Origin of the sequence: Bradyrhizobium sp. ORS 375, assembly GCF_000239775.1 — a bacterium.
Lineage (GTDB): Bacteria > Pseudomonadota > Alphaproteobacteria > Rhizobiales > Xanthobacteraceae > Bradyrhizobium.
This window is the reverse complement of sequence record NZ_CAFI01000246.1, coordinates 1-19,539: the sequence shown is the minus strand read 5'-3', so window position 1 is coordinate 19,539 and position 19,539 is coordinate 1. Positions and strand designations below refer to the sequence as shown.

At 63.7% G+C, this 19,539-nt stretch carries 15 protein-coding genes; 12 read left to right on the top strand and 3 right to left on the bottom strand.

The features are described 5' to 3' along the window. From BRAO375_RS19265 to BRAO375_RS19255, 3 genes are all read left to right on the top strand, one after another. On the top strand, positions 1-535 hold a 535-nt coding region (locus tag BRAO375_RS19265; RefSeq protein WP_035641208.1), incomplete at its 5' end, for a BA14K family protein. Positions 536-1,021: 486 nt separating this feature from the next. Next, positions 1,022-3,307, top strand: a complete 2,286-nt coding sequence (locus tag BRAO375_RS19260; RefSeq protein ID WP_009029128.1) for a CHASE3 domain-containing protein — start codon at positions 1,022-1,024, stop codon at positions 3,305-3,307. A 274-nt stretch (positions 3,308-3,581) separates the two neighbouring features. After that, positions 3,582-5,840 (top strand): CHASE3 domain-containing protein, encoded by a 2,259-nt coding sequence (locus tag BRAO375_RS19255; RefSeq protein ID WP_009029127.1) that lies wholly within the window; start codon positions 3,582-3,584, stop codon positions 5,838-5,840. On the opposite strand, the gene BRAO375_RS19250 is transcribed toward BRAO375_RS19255, so the two are convergent. Next, positions 5,837-6,730 carry a DMT family transporter gene (locus BRAO375_RS19250; RefSeq protein ID WP_009029126.1) on the bottom strand — a complete coding sequence of 298 codons (894 nt, stop codon included), beginning with the start codon at positions 6,728-6,730 and terminating at the stop codon, positions 5,837-5,839. The two genes, BRAO375_RS19255 and BRAO375_RS19250, sit on opposite strands and share 4 nt — an antisense overlap. 712 nt (positions 6,731-7,442) lie before the next feature. Here BRAO375_RS19250 and BRAO375_RS19245 point away from each other — a divergent pair. From BRAO375_RS19245 to BRAO375_RS19240, 3 genes are all read left to right on the top strand, one after another. Beyond that, the gene (locus BRAO375_RS19245; protein WP_009029125.1) at positions 7,443-11,207 is read left to right on the top strand and encodes a vitamin B12-dependent ribonucleotide reductase; all 3,765 of its coding nucleotides are present in this window, start codon (positions 7,443-7,445) and stop codon (positions 11,205-11,207) included. A gap of 133 nt (positions 11,208-11,340) precedes the next feature. Then, entirely contained in the window at positions 11,341-12,591 is a 1,251-nt protein-coding gene (locus BRAO375_RS37500) for a hypothetical protein (protein ID WP_009029124.1), read from the top strand. Positions 12,592-12,711: 120 nt separating this feature from the next. Then, complete coding sequence (locus BRAO375_RS19240; protein WP_009029123.1) at positions 12,712-12,942, top strand: metallophosphoesterase; 231 nt, start codon at positions 12,712-12,714, stop codon at positions 12,940-12,942. 99 nt (positions 12,943-13,041) lie between these two features. Here BRAO375_RS19240 and BRAO375_RS37495 read toward each other — a convergent pair whose 3' ends face one another. After that, the gene (locus BRAO375_RS37495; protein ID WP_139031419.1) at positions 13,042-14,073 is read right to left on the bottom strand and encodes a phospholipase D family protein; all 1,032 of its coding nucleotides are present in this window, start codon (positions 14,071-14,073) and stop codon (positions 13,042-13,044) included. An 85-nt stretch (positions 14,074-14,158) separates the two neighbouring features. Between BRAO375_RS37495 and BRAO375_RS19235 the strand changes: the two genes are divergently transcribed. From BRAO375_RS19235 to BRAO375_RS19220, 4 genes are all read left to right on the top strand, one after another. After that, a complete protein-coding gene (locus BRAO375_RS19235) occupies positions 14,159-14,926 on the top strand; it encodes a metallophosphoesterase (RefSeq protein ID WP_009029122.1) in 768 nt (255 codons plus the stop codon). A 329-nt stretch (positions 14,927-15,255) separates the two neighbouring features. Continuing rightward, positions 15,256-15,507 carry a hypothetical protein gene (locus BRAO375_RS19230; RefSeq protein ID WP_009029121.1) on the top strand — a complete coding sequence of 84 codons (252 nt, stop codon included), beginning with the start codon at positions 15,256-15,258 and terminating at the stop codon, positions 15,505-15,507. Between the two features lie 108 nt (positions 15,508-15,615). Then, on the top strand, positions 15,616-15,873 hold the full coding sequence (locus BRAO375_RS19225; RefSeq protein WP_009029119.1) for a hypothetical protein: 258 nt from the start codon (positions 15,616-15,618) through the stop codon (positions 15,871-15,873). A 288-nt stretch (positions 15,874-16,161) separates the two neighbouring features. Continuing rightward, entirely contained in the window at positions 16,162-17,319 is a 1,158-nt protein-coding gene (locus tag BRAO375_RS19220) for a cytochrome P450 (protein WP_009029118.1), read from the top strand. Positions 17,320-17,728: 409 nt separating this feature from the next. On the opposite strand, the gene BRAO375_RS19215 is transcribed toward BRAO375_RS19220, so the two are convergent. Continuing rightward, positions 17,729-17,962 carry a DUF2171 domain-containing protein gene (locus BRAO375_RS19215; RefSeq protein WP_009029117.1) on the bottom strand — a complete coding sequence of 78 codons (234 nt, stop codon included), beginning with the start codon at positions 17,960-17,962 and terminating at the stop codon, positions 17,729-17,731. A gap of 336 nt (positions 17,963-18,298) precedes the next feature. Between BRAO375_RS19215 and BRAO375_RS19210 the strand changes: the two genes are divergently transcribed. Both BRAO375_RS19210 and BRAO375_RS19205 read left to right on the top strand, forming a co-directional pair. Beyond that, on the top strand, positions 18,299-18,526 hold the full coding sequence (locus tag BRAO375_RS19210) for a hypothetical protein (protein ID WP_009029116.1): 228 nt from the start codon (positions 18,299-18,301) through the stop codon (positions 18,524-18,526). 209 nt (positions 18,527-18,735) lie between these two features. Further along, positions 18,736-18,951 carry a hypervirulence associated TUDOR domain-containing protein gene (locus BRAO375_RS19205; protein ID WP_009029115.1) on the top strand — a complete coding sequence of 72 codons (216 nt, stop codon included), beginning with the start codon at positions 18,736-18,738 and terminating at the stop codon, positions 18,949-18,951. The last annotated feature ends 588 nt before the right edge of the window (positions 18,952-19,539 follow it).

Here is a 19,539-nt window from a genome sequence, read left to right as displayed (position 1 = left end):
TGCGGCGATCGGTGGCGGCATGGGCGGCGGCCACATCAGCGGCCCGGGCCCGGGCGGCGGCGCCAGCTTCGCTGGACGCGGTCCGATGGGCGGCGGCAGCGCAACCTTCGCCGGTCGTGGCCCGATGGGTGGCGGCGGAGCGTCATTCGCCGGTCGCGGACCGGGTGCCGGCGCCAACGTCGCCATCAACAATGGCGGTGGAGGCGGCAACTGGACCGGCGGCGGCGGGAACTGGAGCGGCGGCGGCTGGCGCGGCGGCCACCACGGCTGGCATCACCGGGGCGGCGGCTTCTGGCCCGGCGTCGGCGTTGGTGTCGGCATCGGCCTCGGCAGCAGCTATGCCTACTACAATGACCCGTATTATTACGGCCCGGACTACTACAACGACTACTCCTACTACGATGACTCGGCTCCGGTCGCTGTTGTTGGAACCGAAGGCGTCGATCCGAGCTACTGCGCCCGGCGCTATCGCTCCTACGATCCGGCATCAGGTACCTATCTGGGCTATGACGGCATTCGTCATCCCTGCCCCTGAGGGCTGATCGTATTTAGTCCGTGACACGAACATTGAGGCGACGAGACACATGTCTCGTCGCCTCATACTTGTTTTCTTGCCACATTGTTGTTTGTTCTGTGTCCGATCCGCCACGATGCAGGCCGAAATTCGGCGAAATTTGAACAATGTGCCACGCGGCGTGCAGATGTCTTCCGCGTTCCGGTCCAATATCAAATCGACTTCTGATTCTGTTTCGGCACGCTGAAGACAGCCCGGACTGACTTTGTTGATGGAACCAATGTGCTGACGACCCCGGATCGCGCACAACAGCGCAATGCAGAAACGCTGCGAACCGCTGTTTGCGCCTGCCGCTCTCGAACGCGCCAGAAAATTCGAACAAGGAGGCGCGCCTTGCGACATATCATCAGTTCCTTCGACGCAGCTGCACCGGCCGCCGGATGCATAGGGCTGGTCGCGGTGATCTGCCGGCAGCCGGCGGCACGCCTGAATGATTGAGAAACGCGGATGATTCGTCAGCGCCTTGCCTTGGGGCTCGGTCTTGGAACGCTGCTTGCGATCGGCGCGGCGTCCGCGGCGCTCGACGTCAAGTCGCGCAACGATGCGGCGTGGGTGACGTCGTCGCTGAACATCCTGCAGAAAACCTCCGATCTGCGGCTGCTGCTAAGCGAGGCCGAAGCCACCTCGCGCGGCTTCGCGCTGACAAGCGCCCCCGCGTTCCGGACCGAGTTCGACGAGGTCAGCGCCAAGATCCCGCCCGCGCTCGCCGATCTGCAGCGCGCCGTCGCCGACAGCCCGATGCCGACGCAGCTTCTCGGGGAGACAGCGGCGCTGATCCGCCGCAGGATCGACATCGCGGCGGAACTGGTCCGGCTGCGCGCGGCGGCCGATACCGCTGGGCTCCAGGCACTCGGCAGCCGCGGCGAAGGCCCGGCGACCATGAACACGATCTCCGCCAATCTCGACCGCTTCGTCGCCGATCAGCGCGGCCTGCTGGCGCAGCGCTCGATCACGTCGAAGACCACGGGATCCCTGCTGCTCACGATCGATCTGTGCGGGCTTGCGCTGCTCCTGCTCATCGCCGGCTACCTCATCCGCCGCGCCTATCTCGAGGACCGGGCGTTGCGCAGTTCCCTGATCCGCTCAGAGGCCGAGGCGGTCTCGCTGGCTGAGCGGGCGGAGAGACAGCATCTCGATCTGGTCGAGGCCCATGAGAAGCTGCGCCACTCCGCTGAGATCCTGCAAAATACGTTCAACAGCATGGCCGAAGGCGTGCTGGTGATCGACGCTGCCGATACGGTCGTATTCTCCAATCCCGCCGTCGAACGCCTGCTCGGCTACCGTCCCGGAAGGAACCTTTCGGAGGTGCGGTCTCGCCTTCGCGTCTACGAGAGCGACGGCATGACGCCGGTCGCGCCGCATGATTTGCCGACGCCGCGGGCGCTGCGAGGCGAGTCATTCGACCGCCGCGAGCTCATCATCTATCAGCCCGACCGCGACGAGACGCTGCGCCTCATGATCAGCGGCCGTCCGCTGCGTGACGGCGCGGGACGGATCACCGGCGCGGCGATGGTGTATCACGACATCACCGTGGCCCATGAGACCGAACGCCTGCTGCAGCAGGCGCAGAAGCTCGATGCCATCGGCAAGCTCACCGGCGGCGTCGCGCACGACTTCAACAACATGCTGACGATCATCACCGGCACGATCGAGACGCTGGCCGACGAAGTCAGAGACCGTCCTGCCGCGGCAGCCACCGCCGCGCTGATCGGCCAGGCCGCCGACCGCTGCACCGAGCTGATCCGGCATCTCCTCGCCTTTGCCCGCAAGCAGCCGCTGCATCCGCGCGACAGCGACGTCAACAGCACCATCCTCGACATTGCCAAGCTGTTGCGCCCGACACTCGGCGAGCAGATCGAGATCAACTCGATCCTCGAGGAGGAGACGCTGATCGCCCACATCGACTCGGCGCAGCTCGCCAACTCGCTCGTCAACATGGCGATCAACGCCCGCGATGCGATGCCCAATGGCGGCAAGCTGCTGCTGGAATCCCGCCGGATCGAGCTCGACGACGCCTATGCGGTGGCCAATGCCGGAGTCACGCCGGGCTCCTATATCATGGTCGCCGTCAGCGACACCGGCACCGGCATGTCGCCCGAGGTGCGTGACCGCGCGTTCGAGCCGTTCTTCACCACCAAGGAAGCCGGCAAAGGCTCGGGCCTGGGGCTCAGCATGGTCTACGGCTTCGTCAAGCAGTCCGGCGGTCACATCAAGATCTACAGCGAGGAAGGCCGGGGCACGACCATCCGCCTGTACGTCCCGGCCCCCAAGGGACAGATGGCAACTCCGGCTATGCCGGAGCCGCCGCCGCCGCGTGGCGAGGAGACGATCTTCATCGTCGAGGACGACCTGCTGGTGCAGGACTTCGTCGTCGCCCAGCTGCAGAGCCTGGGCTACAAGACCATTACCGCATCCACGGGCGTCGAGGCGCTGGCCAAGATCGAATCCGGCCAGTCGTTCGATCTGCTGTTCACCGACGTGATCATGCCCGGCGGCATCAACGGCAAGGAGCTCGCCGAGGAAGCGCTGCGGCTGCGGCCCGGTACGCGGGTGCTGTACACCTCCGGCTACACCGACAATGCGATGGTCGAGCACGGCCGCATCGATCAGGCCGCTCTGCTGCTCACCAAGCCCTATCGCAAGTCGGAACTGGCCCAGATGGTGCGCCTGGCCTTGCAGAGTGGGGCTTCCCCCGACGAGGTCTCGGCGAGCGGCCGCGTCATGGCGAACTAACGTCCCCTCCTCTTCTGCTCAGCGATTGGGAACTCGCGCCCCCGTTCAAGAAGCGCGCTCATCCCCATGGAACCTACGCAGGAGAATTGGCAGGACGTTCCCCCACGCATATAAGTAGTTGTATTTTCCAACTCACACTCTCTTATCAACCTGCACTCTCGATCCCGACTCCACTCAAGTCCCCCATCAAACCTGACCCGTGCAATCCAGAAACATTTCCAATCACGATGTTGTTTGAGCGACCAGGCGCACCCGGCGCGATTGGAACCTGAGCATGATCCGCCGGCGTGTGGCGATCGGACTCGGTTTTGGAACTCTGCTGGCGATCGGCGCAGCCTCGACCGCCCTGGACATCAAGGCACGGAGCGACACCACCTGGGTCGAGCATACGCTGCAGGTCCTGGAGACGTCCTCGGAGCTGCGCGTGCTGCTACGCCAGGCCGAAGCGGCATCGCGCGGCTTCGCCTTGTCGGGCGCCGATCGCTTCGTCACCGAGTTCGAGGACAGCAGGAGCAGGATCCCGGCCGCCTGGGCCGATCTCGTTCAGCTCGTGCAGGACAATCCGGCGCAGAGCGCCCGGCTGCGTGCAATTGACGAAGACGTGCAGCGGCGGGTCGCGCTCGCCGGCGAGCTCATTCGCCGAAATGCCGCCAACGATCGCGCCGGGCTCCAGGCGCTGATGGCGAGCGCGGCCGGTCCGGCGACGATGGCGACGATCAACGGGGTCCTCGACTCGTTCACCGAGGAAGAGCGCCGGCTGCTGGCGGTGCGCACCGCCACCTCCCGGCGGACGGGAACATGGCTGCTGGCGATCGATCTCGCAGGCGTCGGCATGCTGATGGTGATTGCCGCTTACCTCGTCCGGCGCGCCTATCAGTCCGACCGGGCGCTGCGGTCCTCGCTCAGCCGGTCGCAGGCGACGGCCACGTCGCTGGAGGCGCAGGCGCTGCAGCAGCGCGGCGACCTGGCCGCCGCCTATGACGAACTGCGCCGCTCCTCGGCCATTCTGGAAACCACCTTCAACAGCATGGCTGAGGGGGTGCTGGTGGTCGATCCCAGGGGCACGATCATGCTGTCGAATTCGGCGGTCGGCCATTTCCTGGGAACGGACGTCGGCAAGACCTTCGCGGAAATGCTGGAGGCGAACCGATTCTACGAGAACGACGCCATCAGCCGCATTGGCGACGAGGATCTGCCGATCGCTCGTGCGCTGCGCGGGCTCTCCTTCGATCGCCGCGAGGTCGTGGTCAAGCCGACCGATGGTCGGCCGCAGTTCCGCCTGATGGTCAGCGGACGGCCGCTGCGCAATTCCGATGGCGCCATCAGCGGCGCGGCGCTGGTCTATCACGACGTCACCGAGGTGCACGAGATCGAGCGGCTGCTGCAGCAGGCGCAGAAGCTCGACGCCATCGGCAAGCTGACCGGCGGCGTGGCGCACGATTTCAACAACATGCTGACCATCATCACCGGCTCGATCGAAATGCTGATCGACACCGTCCACGACCGGCCCGCCGCGGCCGAGCTCGCCGTGCTGATCAGCAGAGCCACCGACCGCTGCACCGAGCTGATCCGGCATCTGCTCGCCTTTGCCCGCAAGCAGCCGCTGCGCCCGCGCGACATCGACGTCAACGCCACAGTGGAGGACATCGCCAAGCTGCTGCGGCCGACGCTGGGCGAGCAGGTCGAGATCCGGAGCATTCTCGGCGAGGGCGATCTGATCGCCTACATCGATTCCGCCCAGCTGGCAAACGCGCTGGTGAACCTGGCAATCAATGCGCGCGATGCGATGCCGGATGGCGGCAAGCTGCTGCTCGAAACCACCAAGACGACGCTCGACGAGGCCTATGCGGCGGCCAACCCAGGCGTCGTGCCCGGCGCCTATGTCATGGTCGCGGTCAGCGACACCGGCACCGGCATGCCTGCGGAGGTCAAGAACCGCGCGTTCGAGCCGTTCTTCACCACAAAAGAGGCGGGCAAAGGCTCCGGCCTCGGGCTCAGCATGGTGTATGGCTTCGTCAAACAGTCAGGCGGCCACATCAAGCTCTACAGCGAAGAGAACAGCGGGACCACGATCCGGCTCTATCTCCCGGCGGCCCATGTGATGCAACCGGCGGAGCCCGAGCACGAGCAGGTGCTGCCGCGCGGCAGCGAGACGATCCTCGTGGTGGAGGACGATCCGCTGGTGCGCGACTTCGTGCTCGCCCAGCTGCAGGGGCTCGGCTATGCCACGCTCGTCGCCTCGCATGCAGCGGAAGCGCTGGCCCTGGTCGGGCAGGACCAGCGGTTCGACCTGCTGTTCACCGACGTCATCATGCCGGGCGGCGTCAGCGGCCGGCAGCTCGCGGAGACGATCATGGCGACGCGCCCGTCGCTCCGGGTGCTCTACACCTCCGGCTACACCGACAATGCGATCATCGAGAATCGCCAGCTGCTGCCCGACACGCTGCTGCTGACCAAACCCTATCGCCGCGCCGAGCTGGCGCAGATGGTGCGCCGCGCGCTCGACGGCCCCACGGTTGACGGCTCCGGCTAGCCCCGTGTCGCCAAGGCCACCGCCCCAAGCGTGAAGGCGAGCGCGGCGATCTGCCCTGCTCCGAGCGGCTCGCGCAGCGCGATCGCCGAGGCGACGACGCCGATGACGGGCACCGCCATGGTGCCGATCGCCGCCACTGACGCGGGCAGCCGCGACAGCGCCGCGAACCAGGCGACATAGGCGACGCAGAACTGGATCACGGTGGAATAGAACATCAGCGCCCAGTCGAGCTGGTCGAGCTTCGTCCAGTCGGAATGCTCGAGCGCGAAGCCGACAATCACGATCGGCACGCAGCCGATGCCGATCTGCCAGGCCGCGGCCGACAGCGGCGGCAGCTTGATCGGCAGCTTCTTGGCCATGACCGTGCCGAGTGCGAAGCCGAACGCGCCGCCCAGCACCATCAGGATGCCCGGCAGCTTGTCGCGGCTGGCATTCAGCCCGTTGCTGCCCATGATCGCGGCGAGGCCTGCGAAGGCCAGCACCAGCGCCAGCACGCGAAGCCACGTCGGCCGCTCGCCGAGGATCGGCCAGGCCAGCAGCGAGGCCCAGACCGGCATCGTATAGGCGATCAGCGCCGCCTCGCCGGCCGGCAGCCACAACAGCGCCAGCCCCATCAGCACCATCCAGGCGGTGACGTTGAGCATCCCCGCGAGGATCAGCCGCGGCCAGATCTCGCGCGGCACCGCCAAGCTCTGGCTGCGGACCACCGCGAGCAAGGCCAGCAGCAGCGCCCCGACCACGCCGGTGGTGCCGCGCAAGGTCAGCGGCGGCAGCACGCCGACCAGATGCTTGGTCACCGGCCAGTTGAAGCCCCAGCCGAGCGAGGTGATGGCGAGGAACATCAGCCCGGCGGGCGTGATCCGCCCGCTGGCCGTTGGCTTGTCTGTCATGGAATCACCGGCGCCGTCTGTGGGAGGGCCAGACTGCCGGCGTTTTCGGCATCACACCAGGGATTGTAGGGCATGCCTGCCCCGCTGCCGTCCCGTAGCCGCCCGTGAGTCCCGCTGATGCAAGCAAAACACACCGTTCGCACGCGAATAAATTTGCCCCTGTGAACAGCGGGGCGAAGCGCTGTGGATGGCGCCTGGAGCAAATTTTTTCGGTTTCGAATCCGTCAGGACTCGCCGATAGTTACGGCCATCACGATACCGGCACGCGCCCTGGTTATCCCCCGCTTTCCCCCATATTTAGTGTTTGGTTAGGGAACCCCCACTAGTCCTTGACGGGGGAAGCGGAGTCGTCCTAGCTTCCGGCCCGGTTCGGCGCTTGATCGTGTTTTAAGTTTCGCCGGCCGCTCCCAGAAGGGTTTCGAGGACGACCGCGCCAGAAGGCCAGAAGGCCCGGCGTGCGGCTCGTCGTCTGTCCCGCGGCGGGGTGGTCGCGACGACGGGGCTGCGAAGGCCCCCACTAGATGTGGGGGCTGTCTTGCAGCGGCGATGGAGCCGGACGGCACGCGTGAGGCGTTGAAGAGAGACGGGACCGGGCAACCGGTTGAACTGCGGCGGCACGGGGTCCCGGGGAATGGGACTCGCAAGCCTCCGCCTTTGGATGCAATGATCCCGGCCGCCAAACGCGGTCCGGCAAGAACAATTGGGGCTCGCGATGCGGATTGAACGGCGCAACACCACCGAAGGGCAGTCGGCCTATCAAGGGATCGACTTCCGCCTGACCACGTCCGAGATCAGGAATCCGGACGGCTCGGTGGTGTTCCGGCTCGAGAATGTCGAGGTGCCCGAGTTCTGGTCGCAGGTCGCCTCCGACGTGCTGGCGCAGAAATATTTCCGGAAAGCGGGCGTCGCCGCGCGCCTGAAGAAGGTCGAGGAAGAGAGCGTGCCGTCCTGGCTGTGGCGCTCGGTGCCCGACACCGAGGCGCTGGCCGCTCTCCCTGAGAACGAGCGCTATGGCAGCGAGCGCTCCGCCAAGCAGGTATTCGACCGCCTGGCCGGCTGCTGGACCTATTGGGGCTGGAAGGGCAACTACTTCTCGTCGGAGGAGGACGCGGTGGCGTTCTACGACGAGCTGCGCTTCATGCTCGCCAAGCAGATGGTCGCGCCGAACTCGCCGCAATGGTTCAACACCGGCCTGCACTGGGCCTATGGCATCGACGGCCCCGGCCAGGGCCATTATTACGTCGACTACAAGACCGGCAAGCTGACCAAGTCGAAATCGTCCTACGAGCACCCGCAGCCGCACGCCTGCTTCATCCAGGGCGTCGAGGACGACCTCGTCAATGACGGCGGCATCATGGACCTCTGGGTGCGCGAGGCGCGCCTGTTCAAATACGGCTCCGGCACCGGCTCCAACTTCTCGCGGCTGCGCGGCGAAGGCGAGAAGCTGTCGGGCGGCGGCCGCTCGTCCGGCCTGATGAGCTTCCTCAAGATCGGCGACCGCGCCGCGGGCGCGATCAAGTCGGGCGGCACCACCCGCCGCGCCGCCAAGATGGTGGTGGTCGACGCCGACCATCCGGACATCGAGGCCTATATCGACTGGAAGGTGAAGGAGGAGCAGAAGGTCGCAGCTCTCGTCACCGGCTCCAAGATCAACCAGAAGCACTTGAAGGCCGTGATGAAGGCCTGCGTCAATTGCGAGGGCTCCGGCGACGACTGCTTCGATCCCGAGAAGAACCCGGCGCTCCGCCGCGAGATCAAGCTGGCGCGCCGCGCGCTGGTGCCCGACAACTACATCAAGCGGGTCATCCAGTTCGCCAGGCAGGGCTACAAGGACATCGACTTCCCGATCTACGACACGGACTGGGATTCGGAAGCCTACCTCACGGTGTCCGGCCAGAACTCGAACAACTCTGTGTCGCTGAAGGACGACTTCCTCCGCGCCGTCGAGACCGACGGCGACTGGAATCTCGTCGGCCGCACCAACAAGAAAATCGTCAAGACGCTCAAGGCGCGCGACCTCTGGGAGAAGATCGGCCACGCCGCCTGGGCCTCGGCCGATCCCGGCCTGCACTTCAACACCACGATGAACGACTGGCACACCTGCAAGGCGTCCGGCGACATCCGCGCGTCCAATCCGTGCTCGGAATACATGTTCCTGGACGACACCGCCTGCAACCTGGCCTCGGCCAATCTGCTGACGTTCTACAACACGTCCACCAAGCACTTCGACGTCGGCGCTTACGAGCATCTCTGCCGGCTCTGGACCATCGTGCTCGAAATCTCCGTGCTGATGGCGCAGTTCCCGTCCAAGGCGATCGCCGAACTCTCCTACGAGTTCCGCACGCTCGGCCTCGGCTACGCCAATATCGGCGGCCTCTTGATGACCATGGGCCTGTCCTACGACTCGAAGGAAGGCCGCGCGCTGTGCGGCGCACTCTCGGCAATCATGACCGGCATCGCCTACAAGACCTCGGCGGAGATGGCCGGCGAGCTCGGCCCCTTCCCCGGCTACAAGAAGAACGCCGCGCACATGCTGCGCGTCATCAAGAACCATCGCCGCGCGGCACGCGGCGAGGCGACCGGCTATGAGGCGCTCTCGGTCAACCCGGTGCCGCTCGACCACGCCCACTGCCCGCAGGTCTCGCTCGTCAGCCACGCCATCCAGGCCTGGGACGACGCGCTCGCGCTCGGCGAGACCAACGGCTATCGCAACGCCCAGGTCACCGTGGTCGCCCCCACCGGCACCATCGGCCTGGTCATGGATTGCGACACCACCGGCATCGAGCCCGACTTTGCGCTGGTGAAGTTCAAGAAGCTGGCCGGCGGCGGCTACTTCAAGATCATCAACCGCGCCGTGCCGGAGGCGTTGCGCGCGCTCGGCTATCGCGAGAGCGAGATCGCCGAGATCGAGGCCTACGCTGTCGGTCACGGTTCGCTGTCCAACGCGCCCGGCATCAACGCCTCGACCCTGAAGGCCAAGGGCTTCACCGACGAGGCCATCGCCAAGGTCGAGAAGGCGCTGCCGACCGCGTTCGACATCAAGTTCGTGTTCAACAAGTGGACGCTCGGCGAGGACTTCATCACCAGGCAGCTCGGCGTCTCGGCGGACGCGCTGGCCTCCCCGACCTTCGAGCTGCTCGCCGCGATCGGCTTCACCAAGCGCGAGATCGAGGCTGCCAACGTGCACATCTGCGGCGCGATGACGGTCGAGGGCGCCCCGCATCTCAAGGCCGAGCATTATGCGGTGTTCGATTGCGCCAATCCCTGCGGCAAGATCGGCAAGCGCTATCTCTCGGTCGAGAGCCACATCCGCATGATGGCGGCGGCGCAGCCGTTCATCTCGGGCGCGATCTCGAAAACCATCAACATGCCGAACGACGCCACGGTCGAGGACTGCAAGGCGGCGTATCTCCTCTCCTGGAAGCTCGCTCTGAAGGCCAACGCGCTCTACCGCGACGGCTCGAAACTGTCGCAACCGCTCAACTCGCAGCTCATCTCGGACGATGAGGACGAAGACGATGCGGTCGAGTCCTTCTACGAGAAGCCGATGGCCGCGCGTGCCACCCAGGTCTCGGAGAAGATCGTCGAGAAGCTGGTCGAGCGCATCGTGGTGATGCGCGAGCGCGAGAAGATGCCGGATCGCCGCAAGGGCTACACCCAGAAGGCGGTCGTCGGCGGCCACAAGGTGTATTTGCGCACCGGCGAGTATGATGACGGCCGCCTCGGCGAGATCTTCATCGACATGCACAAGGAGGGCGCGGCGCTGCGCTCCTTCATCAACAACTTTGCGATTGCGGTGTCGCTGGGCCTCCAGTACGGCGTGCCGCTGGAGGAGTATGTCGACGCCTTCACCTTCACCCGCTTCGAGCCGGCCGGCCCCGTGCAGGGCAACGACTCGATCAAATACGCGACGTCGATCCTCGACTACGTCTTCCGCGAGCTCGCCGTCAGCTACATGTCGCGTTTCGACCTCGCCCATGTCGATCCGTCCGAGAGCAATTTCGACGCGCTCGGCCGCGGCGTCGACGAAGGCAAGCCGTCGGAGGACGGCCCGAGCCAGCAGGCGGCAAAGTATGTGTCGCGCGGCCTGACCCGCTCCCGCACCGACAACCTCGTCGTGATGCGCGGCGGCTCGTCGTCGAGCACGGCGGCGGTCTCCACCCCGCATGACGGCGGCCCGTCAGGCCGCGTCACCGCCCTCTCCGGCTCCCGCGCCGGCGACGCCATCGAAGGCGCCGTCGCCCTGAAGCAGGAGGCGCAACACGACCTCTCGCCCACCGAGAAGCTCGAAGCCCTGCAATGGAGCAAGGCCGGCACGGCCGCGACCCAGGTCGCCTCCAAGGCCGAACGCCGCGCCGAAGCCAAGGCCAAGGGCTACGAAGGCGAGATGTGCTCGGAATGCGGCAACTTCACGCTGGTCCGGAACGGGACCTGCATGAAGTGCGATACGTGCGGCAGCACGACGGGGTGCTCGTGAACAAAGCGATCGAGATAGCTCATCAATAGCCAAGTTTCGGCCCGCTCGAATATCGAGCGGGCCTTTCTTTCAATCAGTTTCCAGCAATACGCCTTCGCAAACGCGACTTGCTCTATACAGCAGACCTCGCATCATGTCCGTTTCCATCAAAGTCAAAACAGATATATCGCAAGAGCTGAAATGGCTCTCGAAGGCCTACGAAAATAATGAAGGCCGCATTAGTTGGCCCGGCGGAGAGATTGACGAATATACATTCCAAGTAATTGCCAGCCTTTCATTTACTCCAAACTTAGCTGACCATGAAAAAGACGACGCAATTTGGACCACAATAAACGAATGCGCCAAACTAGGAAAGTTCGATCAAAATACATTCATCCGCAAACTGAGAGAAGCATCTGAGGCGATTAGATCAAGACCGGCATCAAAATACACTTTACTGACTCAGATAAACGTCCCAAAGAATAGCAACTCTTGTAAGAGATTAAATTCACTTAACGGCGCAATTCATCTGCAAGACTCACTTTCTCGACAGCAACTTGGGATGCTTGAGGAGGAGCGCACTTTTGCGGCATACCGCTCCGAGTTCCACGATGATTTTCTATTTGCTAGAGTAACTGTCAAAGCGCGCCATGCGCGGAGCGCCCTTCAAGACGGGATAAGATCCCTTCAACTCTCTCTCGGCCTGCTAAACCTTGCAGCTCGCGGTTACGGACTGAGTAAGCGAATGGGAATCCCAGGGGTTCCTCTCGGCCAATTTCTGATTGCTTCCCCTGCATTTCTTTTGGATCACGAGAAGAGAAAGATGGGCAGTTGGCTGAGTGACAGTGATTTCCCGAATCGATTTAAGTTCCATTTCACTGCGAAGCGAGTAGACCTAAAGGAACTTTCGACGTTTACCAAACGCTGGATAGGAAAGATTGAACGCACTGACTTTTCAGACCGTTTTTCAACTGCAATCACTCTATTCCAGGAAGCACTAAGTGCTCGCCAAGTAGATATCGCACTCATCAAGTTTTGGACCTGCATCGAACTTTTAACGTCACGACCAGATGGAAAGGAACCTCTGGAACGAGCGATCGCACGCGCCTCATCGATATTCATCCCACCGGCTCCGACTAAGACTCGGCTTGAATTCATTGCAAACTCTCGGCACGCCCTAGTTCACAAGGGTGGAGACGGTGAGCACGCCCTTCTCTGTGCACAATGGGCGAGCATCTACGCAGGGGAGCTGCTAGGATTCAGCGGATTCAATGCTCATGGACTGACGAAACACTCCGAGATATTGGAACACCTGAGCACCCCGCTTTGTGAGGATCGACTTCGGACGTCGATCAGAATGAGTCAGCTCCGATTGAAAGCACTCAGCAAGCGCAGTGCAAATTAACAGACGTCGCGATCGTCTGGCTTACTAGCGGAGCGTAATCCGCCGCTTGACCGGGTTGGCGCGTTACGCTTCGCTAACGCGCCCTACGCAGCGAGCCCTGGGCTCCACCTCCCTGCCCCAATGCACCTCCACATCTTCTCCGATCTCCACGCCGACATGGCCGACATCAAGCCGATTCCGGCGCTGCCCGGGGTCGATGTGGTCGTGGTCGCCGGCGATGTTGGTGAGGGGGCGGTGATCGGGTTTGCGCGGCTGCGCGAGATCGTGGCCGAGGACGTGCCGATCGTCATGGTGATGGGCAACCATGAGTTCTATCACCGCATCTACCCCGACGAACTGAAGCAAGCGTAGGGCGGATTAGCGGAGCGTAATCCGCCGCTTGACCGGATCGGCGCGTCACGCTCCGCTGACGCGCCCTACGCTGCTCCAACGCTCAAAAACTCGCTCAATTTAAGAGTGCTGCGAAGCGTAGCGAAGAAGCACAGGAGCGGCGAGCGAGAGCGGGACGCTACGGCCTCCATTGTCACCCTTCTTCAATTTCCAAAGCTTATTTGCGCAGGCGCTAATCGCATCCTTATCAGTCTTTGTCAGCCGAAAGTTTGGGCCGCTTTGTCCACGATTCAGGACAAAGTGATAGAGCTGTTTACTACCATCAACTTCAATTGGAGTTCCCGCAGTCGAGTGAAATGTTTGCACTACGCCGAAAACACGCATCTTTGAGCCAATCAGATGGCAATCAATCATTATTGTATCTGCGGGAAGGTTTGGCCAACTAGTATACCAATCCAATCTATCCAATTGTTTTGGCCCTATATGCAATTTTCTCTGGATTTCCTGGGACTGGGTTTTGATATATCGTCTTGCAGCACGATCTTCTTTTGCGGAGTTCAACTCGCGTACGATTGTTATCGATGCAGATGGTTTTATACCTGAATTAGAGATCCTCCTCAGATATTCTAAAAGGGAGAGATTCTCAGAGGCCTTCTTCTTAGCTTTTCGCCGCGTACTGCGCAGCATGGCAAGTTTTCGGGCTGCAGCAGCCTTGGCCAAGTCGGATGAACTAATTTTACGCGATCGATCAGAGTACAGTCGCTCAAACCAACGCCCGACCTTCTTAACAAGGTCGACATTATCGGAGTATATTCCCGCTTCGATAAGGCCCAGAGACTCGTGTTCGCTTTCTGGCATGCCATTCGAAGATGCGTTAGCTGAAGAGACGACGACAGATTTTGGCGTCCAGACTACCTTTGCATGAAGTTTATCGTGCTGCCGCGCCCTCTTTTTAAATTGCTCGATAACATCTGGGTCCGACTTACCGCCTTTGAGACAGCATACTATCCGAACTCCCCGATCGTTGGGATTGATTTTCAAAAGTTCCAGAGCGCCCGTGCCCCAATAGGCAACAGCAATATCCGCTCGGCTCGTGTCTTTCAGAATCTCTCGAATCCGAGTTGTAAGACTGGCACCCTCTAAAAATTCCATGCACAACATCTCCGGCTGAACTATTTCGTTAGTTGTTCAATCAGCGCTGAAAAGCTAGCATTGATCAACATCAGCCTACAACCCCATGCACCTCCACATCTTCTCCGATCTCCACGCCGACATGGCCGACCTCAAGCCGATCGAGGCGCTGCCCGGGGTCGATGTGGTCGTCGTCGCCGGCGATGTTGGTGAGGGGGCGGTGAACGGGTTTGCGCGGCTGCGCGAAATCGTGGCCGAGGACGTGCCGATCGTCATGGTGATGGGCAACCATGAGTTCTATCACCGCACCTATCCTGAGGAGCTGAAGCTGGCGCGCGCCGAGGCAGCGCGGTTCGGGGTGAGTCTCCTGGAGAACGAGGCGGTCGTGCTCGCGGGCGTGCGCTTTGCCGGCTGCACGCTGTGGACCGACTATGCGATCTTCGGCCCCGGCAGCGAGGCGGAGGCGATGGCCGCCTGCGGGGACGCGATGGCCGACCATCGCTGCATCACCTGGCAGAACGCACCGTGGCTGCGGTTCACCCCGCGGGAGGCGCTCGGCCTGCACCTGACGTCGCGCACCTGGCTCACGGGCCTTTTGGAGACCCCGTTCGACGGCCCGACCGTCGTCGTCACCCACCACGCCCCCGGTTGGGGCTCGGTTGCCGAGCGCTATCGCCGTGACCTGACCACCGCCGCCTTCGCCTCCAATCTCTCCGCGCTGATCCAGGCGACGGGACCTGCGCTGTGGATCCACGGCCACATCCACACGCCGTCAGATTATGGCATCGGCGCCACCCGCGTGATCTGCAATCCGCACGGCTACGGCCGCGAGAACCCGGAATTCGATCCGGCGCTGGTCGTGGAGATCGCGTAGTCCGCGATTCTCTCTCCTTCGTCATTCCGGGGCGCGCGAAAGCGCGAGCCCGGAATCTATAGCCACAAGCCGGCGTGGTGAGCACAGATGGTCGTTGCCTGCATCTCGTGAACCAACGGCCGCTCGGGGTTATGGATTCCGGGCTCGCGCTGCGCGCGCCCCGGAATGACGCGGGGAGGCAACTTACGAAGTCGCCGCTCGCTGCAGGCGGGTCATGATGAGGATCCGATCCGGGCGGCGTTGCGAGGAACACCGGGATAGTACGGAGACCCGGAACAATCGCCAAGAAATCCTTGTTGCTCCCACCTCAACAACGAGGAGGATCGTTCATGAGAAAGGCCATCGTTCTGACTGCGGCGCTGTTCGCGGCATCGTCGGCGTACGCTGCGGAGACCGGCTCGCAAGGCGCGTCGAAGAATGCGCCGGGTCAGCAGATGCAGAACAGCAAGACGTCGACGGCGCCGGGTGCGTCGGAGTATGCGCCGGGACATCAGACCAACACGACGGCCGGCCCCGGGCATTCGGAGAGCGCGCCCGGCCAGCGCAGCACCACGACCGGCTCCAGCACCACCAAGAAGTAGCGCGCGCGCGAAAGGGGTGCGAGCCGTGTCTCGATGCCCCTTTCGCCTGGCGACACAGACAAGCCGCAAAGCCCCTTCATTCATCATCGGAACATCCCGAGGAGTCACATGCGCAAGGCGCTCTTCATCCTGGCCACGTCGCTTTCGACCGCGCTGATCATGCCCGCGGGCGCGATGCCGCTGGCGCCCATCCCGCTCGATCACAGCGCATCCGATATCATCGCGGTCAGAGGCGGTCATGGCCATGGTCATGGTCACGGCTGGGGCCGCGGCGGTCACCGCGCCTTCGGCTGGAGCCGCGGCCGCAAGGTCGGCTGGCGCGGCCATCACTGCCCGCCTGGTCATTGGAAGAAGGGCTGGTGCTGAGCGGCGACGCTCGGAGCTCGGAGAGTCTGTTGCCCGGATGAGCGCAGCGACATCCGGGTTCGCCACTGCTGCCGCGGGAGACCCCGGATGTCGCTGCGCTCATCCGGGCTACGCAGCTCGCTTCGCCGACGTCCCATCCTCATCATCGGCCATTCGTTCCAGATCACCGCAAGCTCATCATCATCGCGCGAGCAGCGATTGATCCGCGTCGCGGCCGCCTTAGCTCAAGGGCCGGCCGCCATGCAATCGGGCGGATCGTGAGTTCCACTGCCCCCGACGAGATTGAGCATGACCGCACCTTCACCCCGCGGATCGACCGGCGCGCCGGACAGACGCGACAGCGCGACCGTGATCCGGATCGACAGCTTTGCCGCTGCGCGCGAGGTGCTGCGCTCCGGCGATGTCCGGCAGGCCGGCTTCAACGCCGAGCTGGTGCATCGCTTCATCGGATCGCAGCACGCGCCGGTCTTGTATCAGGACGGCGAGCCGCATCAGAAGCAGCGCAGCGCCACGGCGCGGTTCTTCACGCCGCGCGTGGTGGCGACGCGCTATTGCCAGCTGATGGAGACAACCAGCCGCGAGCTGGTGGCGCAGTTCCGGCAGGCGCGCCGCGCCCGGCTTGACGATCTGAGCCTGGCGCTCGCGGTCGCCGTGGCCGCCGACATCATCGGGCTGACGAACAGCCCGCGCGACGCGATGGCGGCGCGGCTGAACCGGTTCTTCGCGGCGCCCGTCGGCCAAGGCACGATCGCGACGCTGCGCAACGCCGTCTTCGGCCAGCTCCGCACCCTCGCCTTCTATTGGTTCGACGTGCGCCCCGCCATTCGCGCCCGCCGCGCTCAGCCGCGCGAGGACGTCATCTCGCATCTGCTGGCGGAGGGCTATTCCAGCCGCGAGATCCTGACCGAATGCCTCACCTATGGCGCCGCGGGCATGGCGACCACGCGCGAGTTCATCGTGATGGCGGGCTTGCGGCTGTTCGAGGACGATGAGCTGCGCGCCCGCTTTCTCGCGGCCGACGAGCCGCGGCGCATCACCATGCTCGAGGAGGTGCTGCGGCTCGAGCCGGTGGTGTCGACGCTGAAGCGCCGCACGGCTCGCGAGATGACGCTCGAGAGCGATGCCGGCACGCGGACAATCCCGGCCCGCAGCCTGGTCGAGATCGACATCGGCGCGGCCAACCGCGACGAAGCCGCGGCCGGCGCCTGTCCGCACCAGTTCAACGCCGACCGCAAGCGGCCAGCCAAGGGCTCCGCCAGCCTGATGAGCTTCGGCGATGGCCCGCACCGCTGCCCCGGCGCCGCCGTGGCGCTGCACGAGGCCGCGATCTTCCTCGGCGAGCTCATGCGCGTCCCCGGCCTGCGGCTGGAGCGGCGGCCGACCAAGACGGTGAATCCCGTGAGCAGCGGCTATGAGCTGCGCGACGCCGTCATCGTGGTGGAGTGAGATCCGGGCGGGACAGACGAAGCATGACCTATCAGACCATCATCGCGCGAGCTGATGAGGAAAGAAGCCCGGCGCCCGTGAATGCGCCCTCTCCCCTTGCGGGAGAGGGCATCACCAGCCCATCCGCCTACGCGGTTGGGTGAGGGGTATCTCTCCACGAGCAGCGCTCGTCGAAGCATACCCCTCACCCAACCGAGCTCGTTGCACTGTCCGACATGCCCTCTCCCGCAAGGGGAGAGGGTGCAGTCATGGGCAGCGCGCTTCATCATCCAAACGCAAAGCCTGGCGCCAGGCGACGGATGACGCTTCGCTAGTAGTCCGCCCTATATCGCGAATGCCGGTGGCGCCCCCGGATGTCGCTGCGCTCATCCGGACGACGCGGCTGCTGCGCGGCCTGCGCGTGGCACCCCTACTTCTCCTCCTCCATCGTCACCGCCACCGCGCCGACGGCCGACAGCCGCACCTTGTCGCCTTCGACGTCGGCGACGAGGCCCTTGTCGATGAAGTGATGATGCCCCTTGTGGCTGCCCTCGCCGCTGTCCTTCCGGGTCAGCTTGATGCGGTTGCCCTCGACGCGGTCGACGGTGCCGACATGCACGCCGTCGGCGCCGATGACGTCCATGTGTTCCCTGATGTCCTGCATTCCGGACTCCTCTGCGGCTGATGGGAGGTTTCGAAGCTGTCTCAACCGGCGGCAGCAGCAAGTGTTCCCGCGGGCGCATGCGCGGCGGTGGCCAACAACAAGCGCTTGTTCATCTGACTCCCCTTGAGTGAAATTCGCCCACCAAGAAGCAACTCCGAACTCCGTTCCGAACCGCTAAAATCCGGCAGAAGAGTCGCATCTGCCGGTAACTACATGCTCCGCGTGCTGAACGTCTGTTCATATTGAACGACAACTATCAGTTCGTGGGCGCCGCGCGGAACTTCAAAAGATTTTCTCCGTTGCTCAGCTACTATCAACCAACTGGAGGAGACGACAATGAAGAAGCTGATCCTGTGCAGTGCTCTCGCTGCGTTCGCCCTTGGCACCCAGGCCGCAAGCGCCGCCGAATTCTACATCGTGCGCGACGCAACCACGAAGAAGTGCACCATTGTCGACAGCAAGCCGACCACCACCACGACGACGGTCGTCGGCGACGGTGTCTACAAGACCAAGGTCGAGGCGGAGTCCGCCGTCAAGACGACCAAGGTCTGCACCGAGCACTAATCCCTTCGCGTTCGGCCGGCACCGAACAGCGAACTCCAAAGAGGAGGACAAACAATGCCTGTCTTGTTGTTGTGGGCCGTTCCGGCCGTCATCGTGATCGGCGGAGCCGGTTACTGGCTCGTTCACCTGCACTGATCGGCGACGGCCGATCTGAATACGACCCGGCCGGCTCTGGCCGGGTCGTACTTCCATGATGAAGGCGGCGCGCGATGGCAAAGTTCGCGATCGGAGACCACGTCTCCTGGAACTCGGAAGCCGGCCGCGTCAGCGGACATGTCGTCGCGGTGCATCTGCGCGACTTCGACTACAAGGGCCACCGGCGCCACGCCACGCCGGACTCGCCGCAATACGAGATCAAGAGCGACAAGACCGACCACATCGCGGCTCACAAGGAGAGCGCCTTGACGCGGTTGACGCGCCCATAGATCGCGGCCTGGCCGATGCTCGCGCGCAGCTCAAAACCAGTGCTCCGACGGCGGACGAGGTCTGCCGCGTCTTCACCATCGGCCATTCCGCCCGGAGCATCGCCGAGTTCGTGCATCCGCTGCGGCCGGCGAGGTCCAGTTCGTCGTCGACATCAGGCGCATCCCGCGCTCGCGCACCACCCCGCAATTGGCGTCATTGCGAGCGCAGCGAAGCAATCCAGGGTGGTGGGCGGGACTCTGGATTGCTTCGCTGCGCTCGCAATGACGCTGTGGGAGGCGATGCACGTCATCAGCTGCTCCTGTGGATGCGCCCCGCACTTCCGATAATGAAAATCTACTTGCTATTTTTCGGAAATCATGGTTGTCTAACCCCATCCCGGCCCGCGAGAGGGGCGCATCGCGATCGTCACGAGACGTGGGGCCGGAGATGCGGTGGCCGCAGACGTGCTGCAGCGGGTGTGACGCTCGCCGACGAACAGCCGTTTGCGGACGTGAAGACGCGTGGTCCTGGCGCCCCGAGGCTGGCGCCAAGTCGCGGGTGATGATCCCGCCGACGACGGTGGCTACAAGCCGGACACCGGGGAGATC

Bases quoted from the DNA above. Each gene is read 5' to 3' on its own strand.
- BRAO375_RS19240 (WP_009029123.1), top strand. From the start codon at position 12,712: ATGCACCTCCACATCTTCTCCGATCTCCACGCCGACATGGCCGACATC.
- BRAO375_RS19220 (WP_009029118.1), top strand. From the start codon at position 16,162: ATGACCGCACCTTCACCCCGCGGATCGACCGGCGCGCCGGACAGACGC.
- BRAO375_RS37500 (WP_009029124.1), top strand. From the start codon at position 11,341: ATGTCCGTTTCCATCAAAGTCAAAACAGATATATCGCAAGAGCTGAAA.
- BRAO375_RS19235 (WP_009029122.1), top strand. From the start codon at position 14,159: ATGCACCTCCACATCTTCTCCGATCTCCACGCCGACATGGCCGACCTC.
- BRAO375_RS19250 (WP_009029126.1), bottom strand. From the start codon at position 6,730: ATGACAGACAAGCCAACGGCCAGCGGGCGGATCACGCCCGCCGGGCTG.
- BRAO375_RS37495 (WP_139031419.1), bottom strand. From the start codon at position 14,073: ATGGAATTTTTAGAGGGTGCCAGTCTTACAACTCGGATTCGAGAGATT.
- BRAO375_RS19210 (WP_009029116.1), top strand. From the start codon at position 18,299: ATGAAGAAGCTGATCCTGTGCAGTGCTCTCGCTGCGTTCGCCCTTGGC.
- BRAO375_RS19260 (WP_009029128.1), top strand. From the start codon at position 1,022: ATGATTCGTCAGCGCCTTGCCTTGGGGCTCGGTCTTGGAACGCTGCTT.
- BRAO375_RS19205 (WP_009029115.1), top strand. From the start codon at position 18,736: ATGGCAAAGTTCGCGATCGGAGACCACGTCTCCTGGAACTCGGAAGCC.
- BRAO375_RS19215 (WP_009029117.1), bottom strand. From the start codon at position 17,962: ATGCAGGACATCAGGGAACACATGGACGTCATCGGCGCCGACGGCGTG.
- BRAO375_RS19255 (WP_009029127.1), top strand. From the start codon at position 3,582: ATGATCCGCCGGCGTGTGGCGATCGGACTCGGTTTTGGAACTCTGCTG.
- BRAO375_RS19225 (WP_009029119.1), top strand. From the start codon at position 15,616: ATGCGCAAGGCGCTCTTCATCCTGGCCACGTCGCTTTCGACCGCGCTG.
- BRAO375_RS19230 (WP_009029121.1), top strand. From the start codon at position 15,256: ATGAGAAAGGCCATCGTTCTGACTGCGGCGCTGTTCGCGGCATCGTCG.
- BRAO375_RS19245 (WP_009029125.1), top strand. From the start codon at position 7,443: ATGCGGATTGAACGGCGCAACACCACCGAAGGGCAGTCGGCCTATCAA.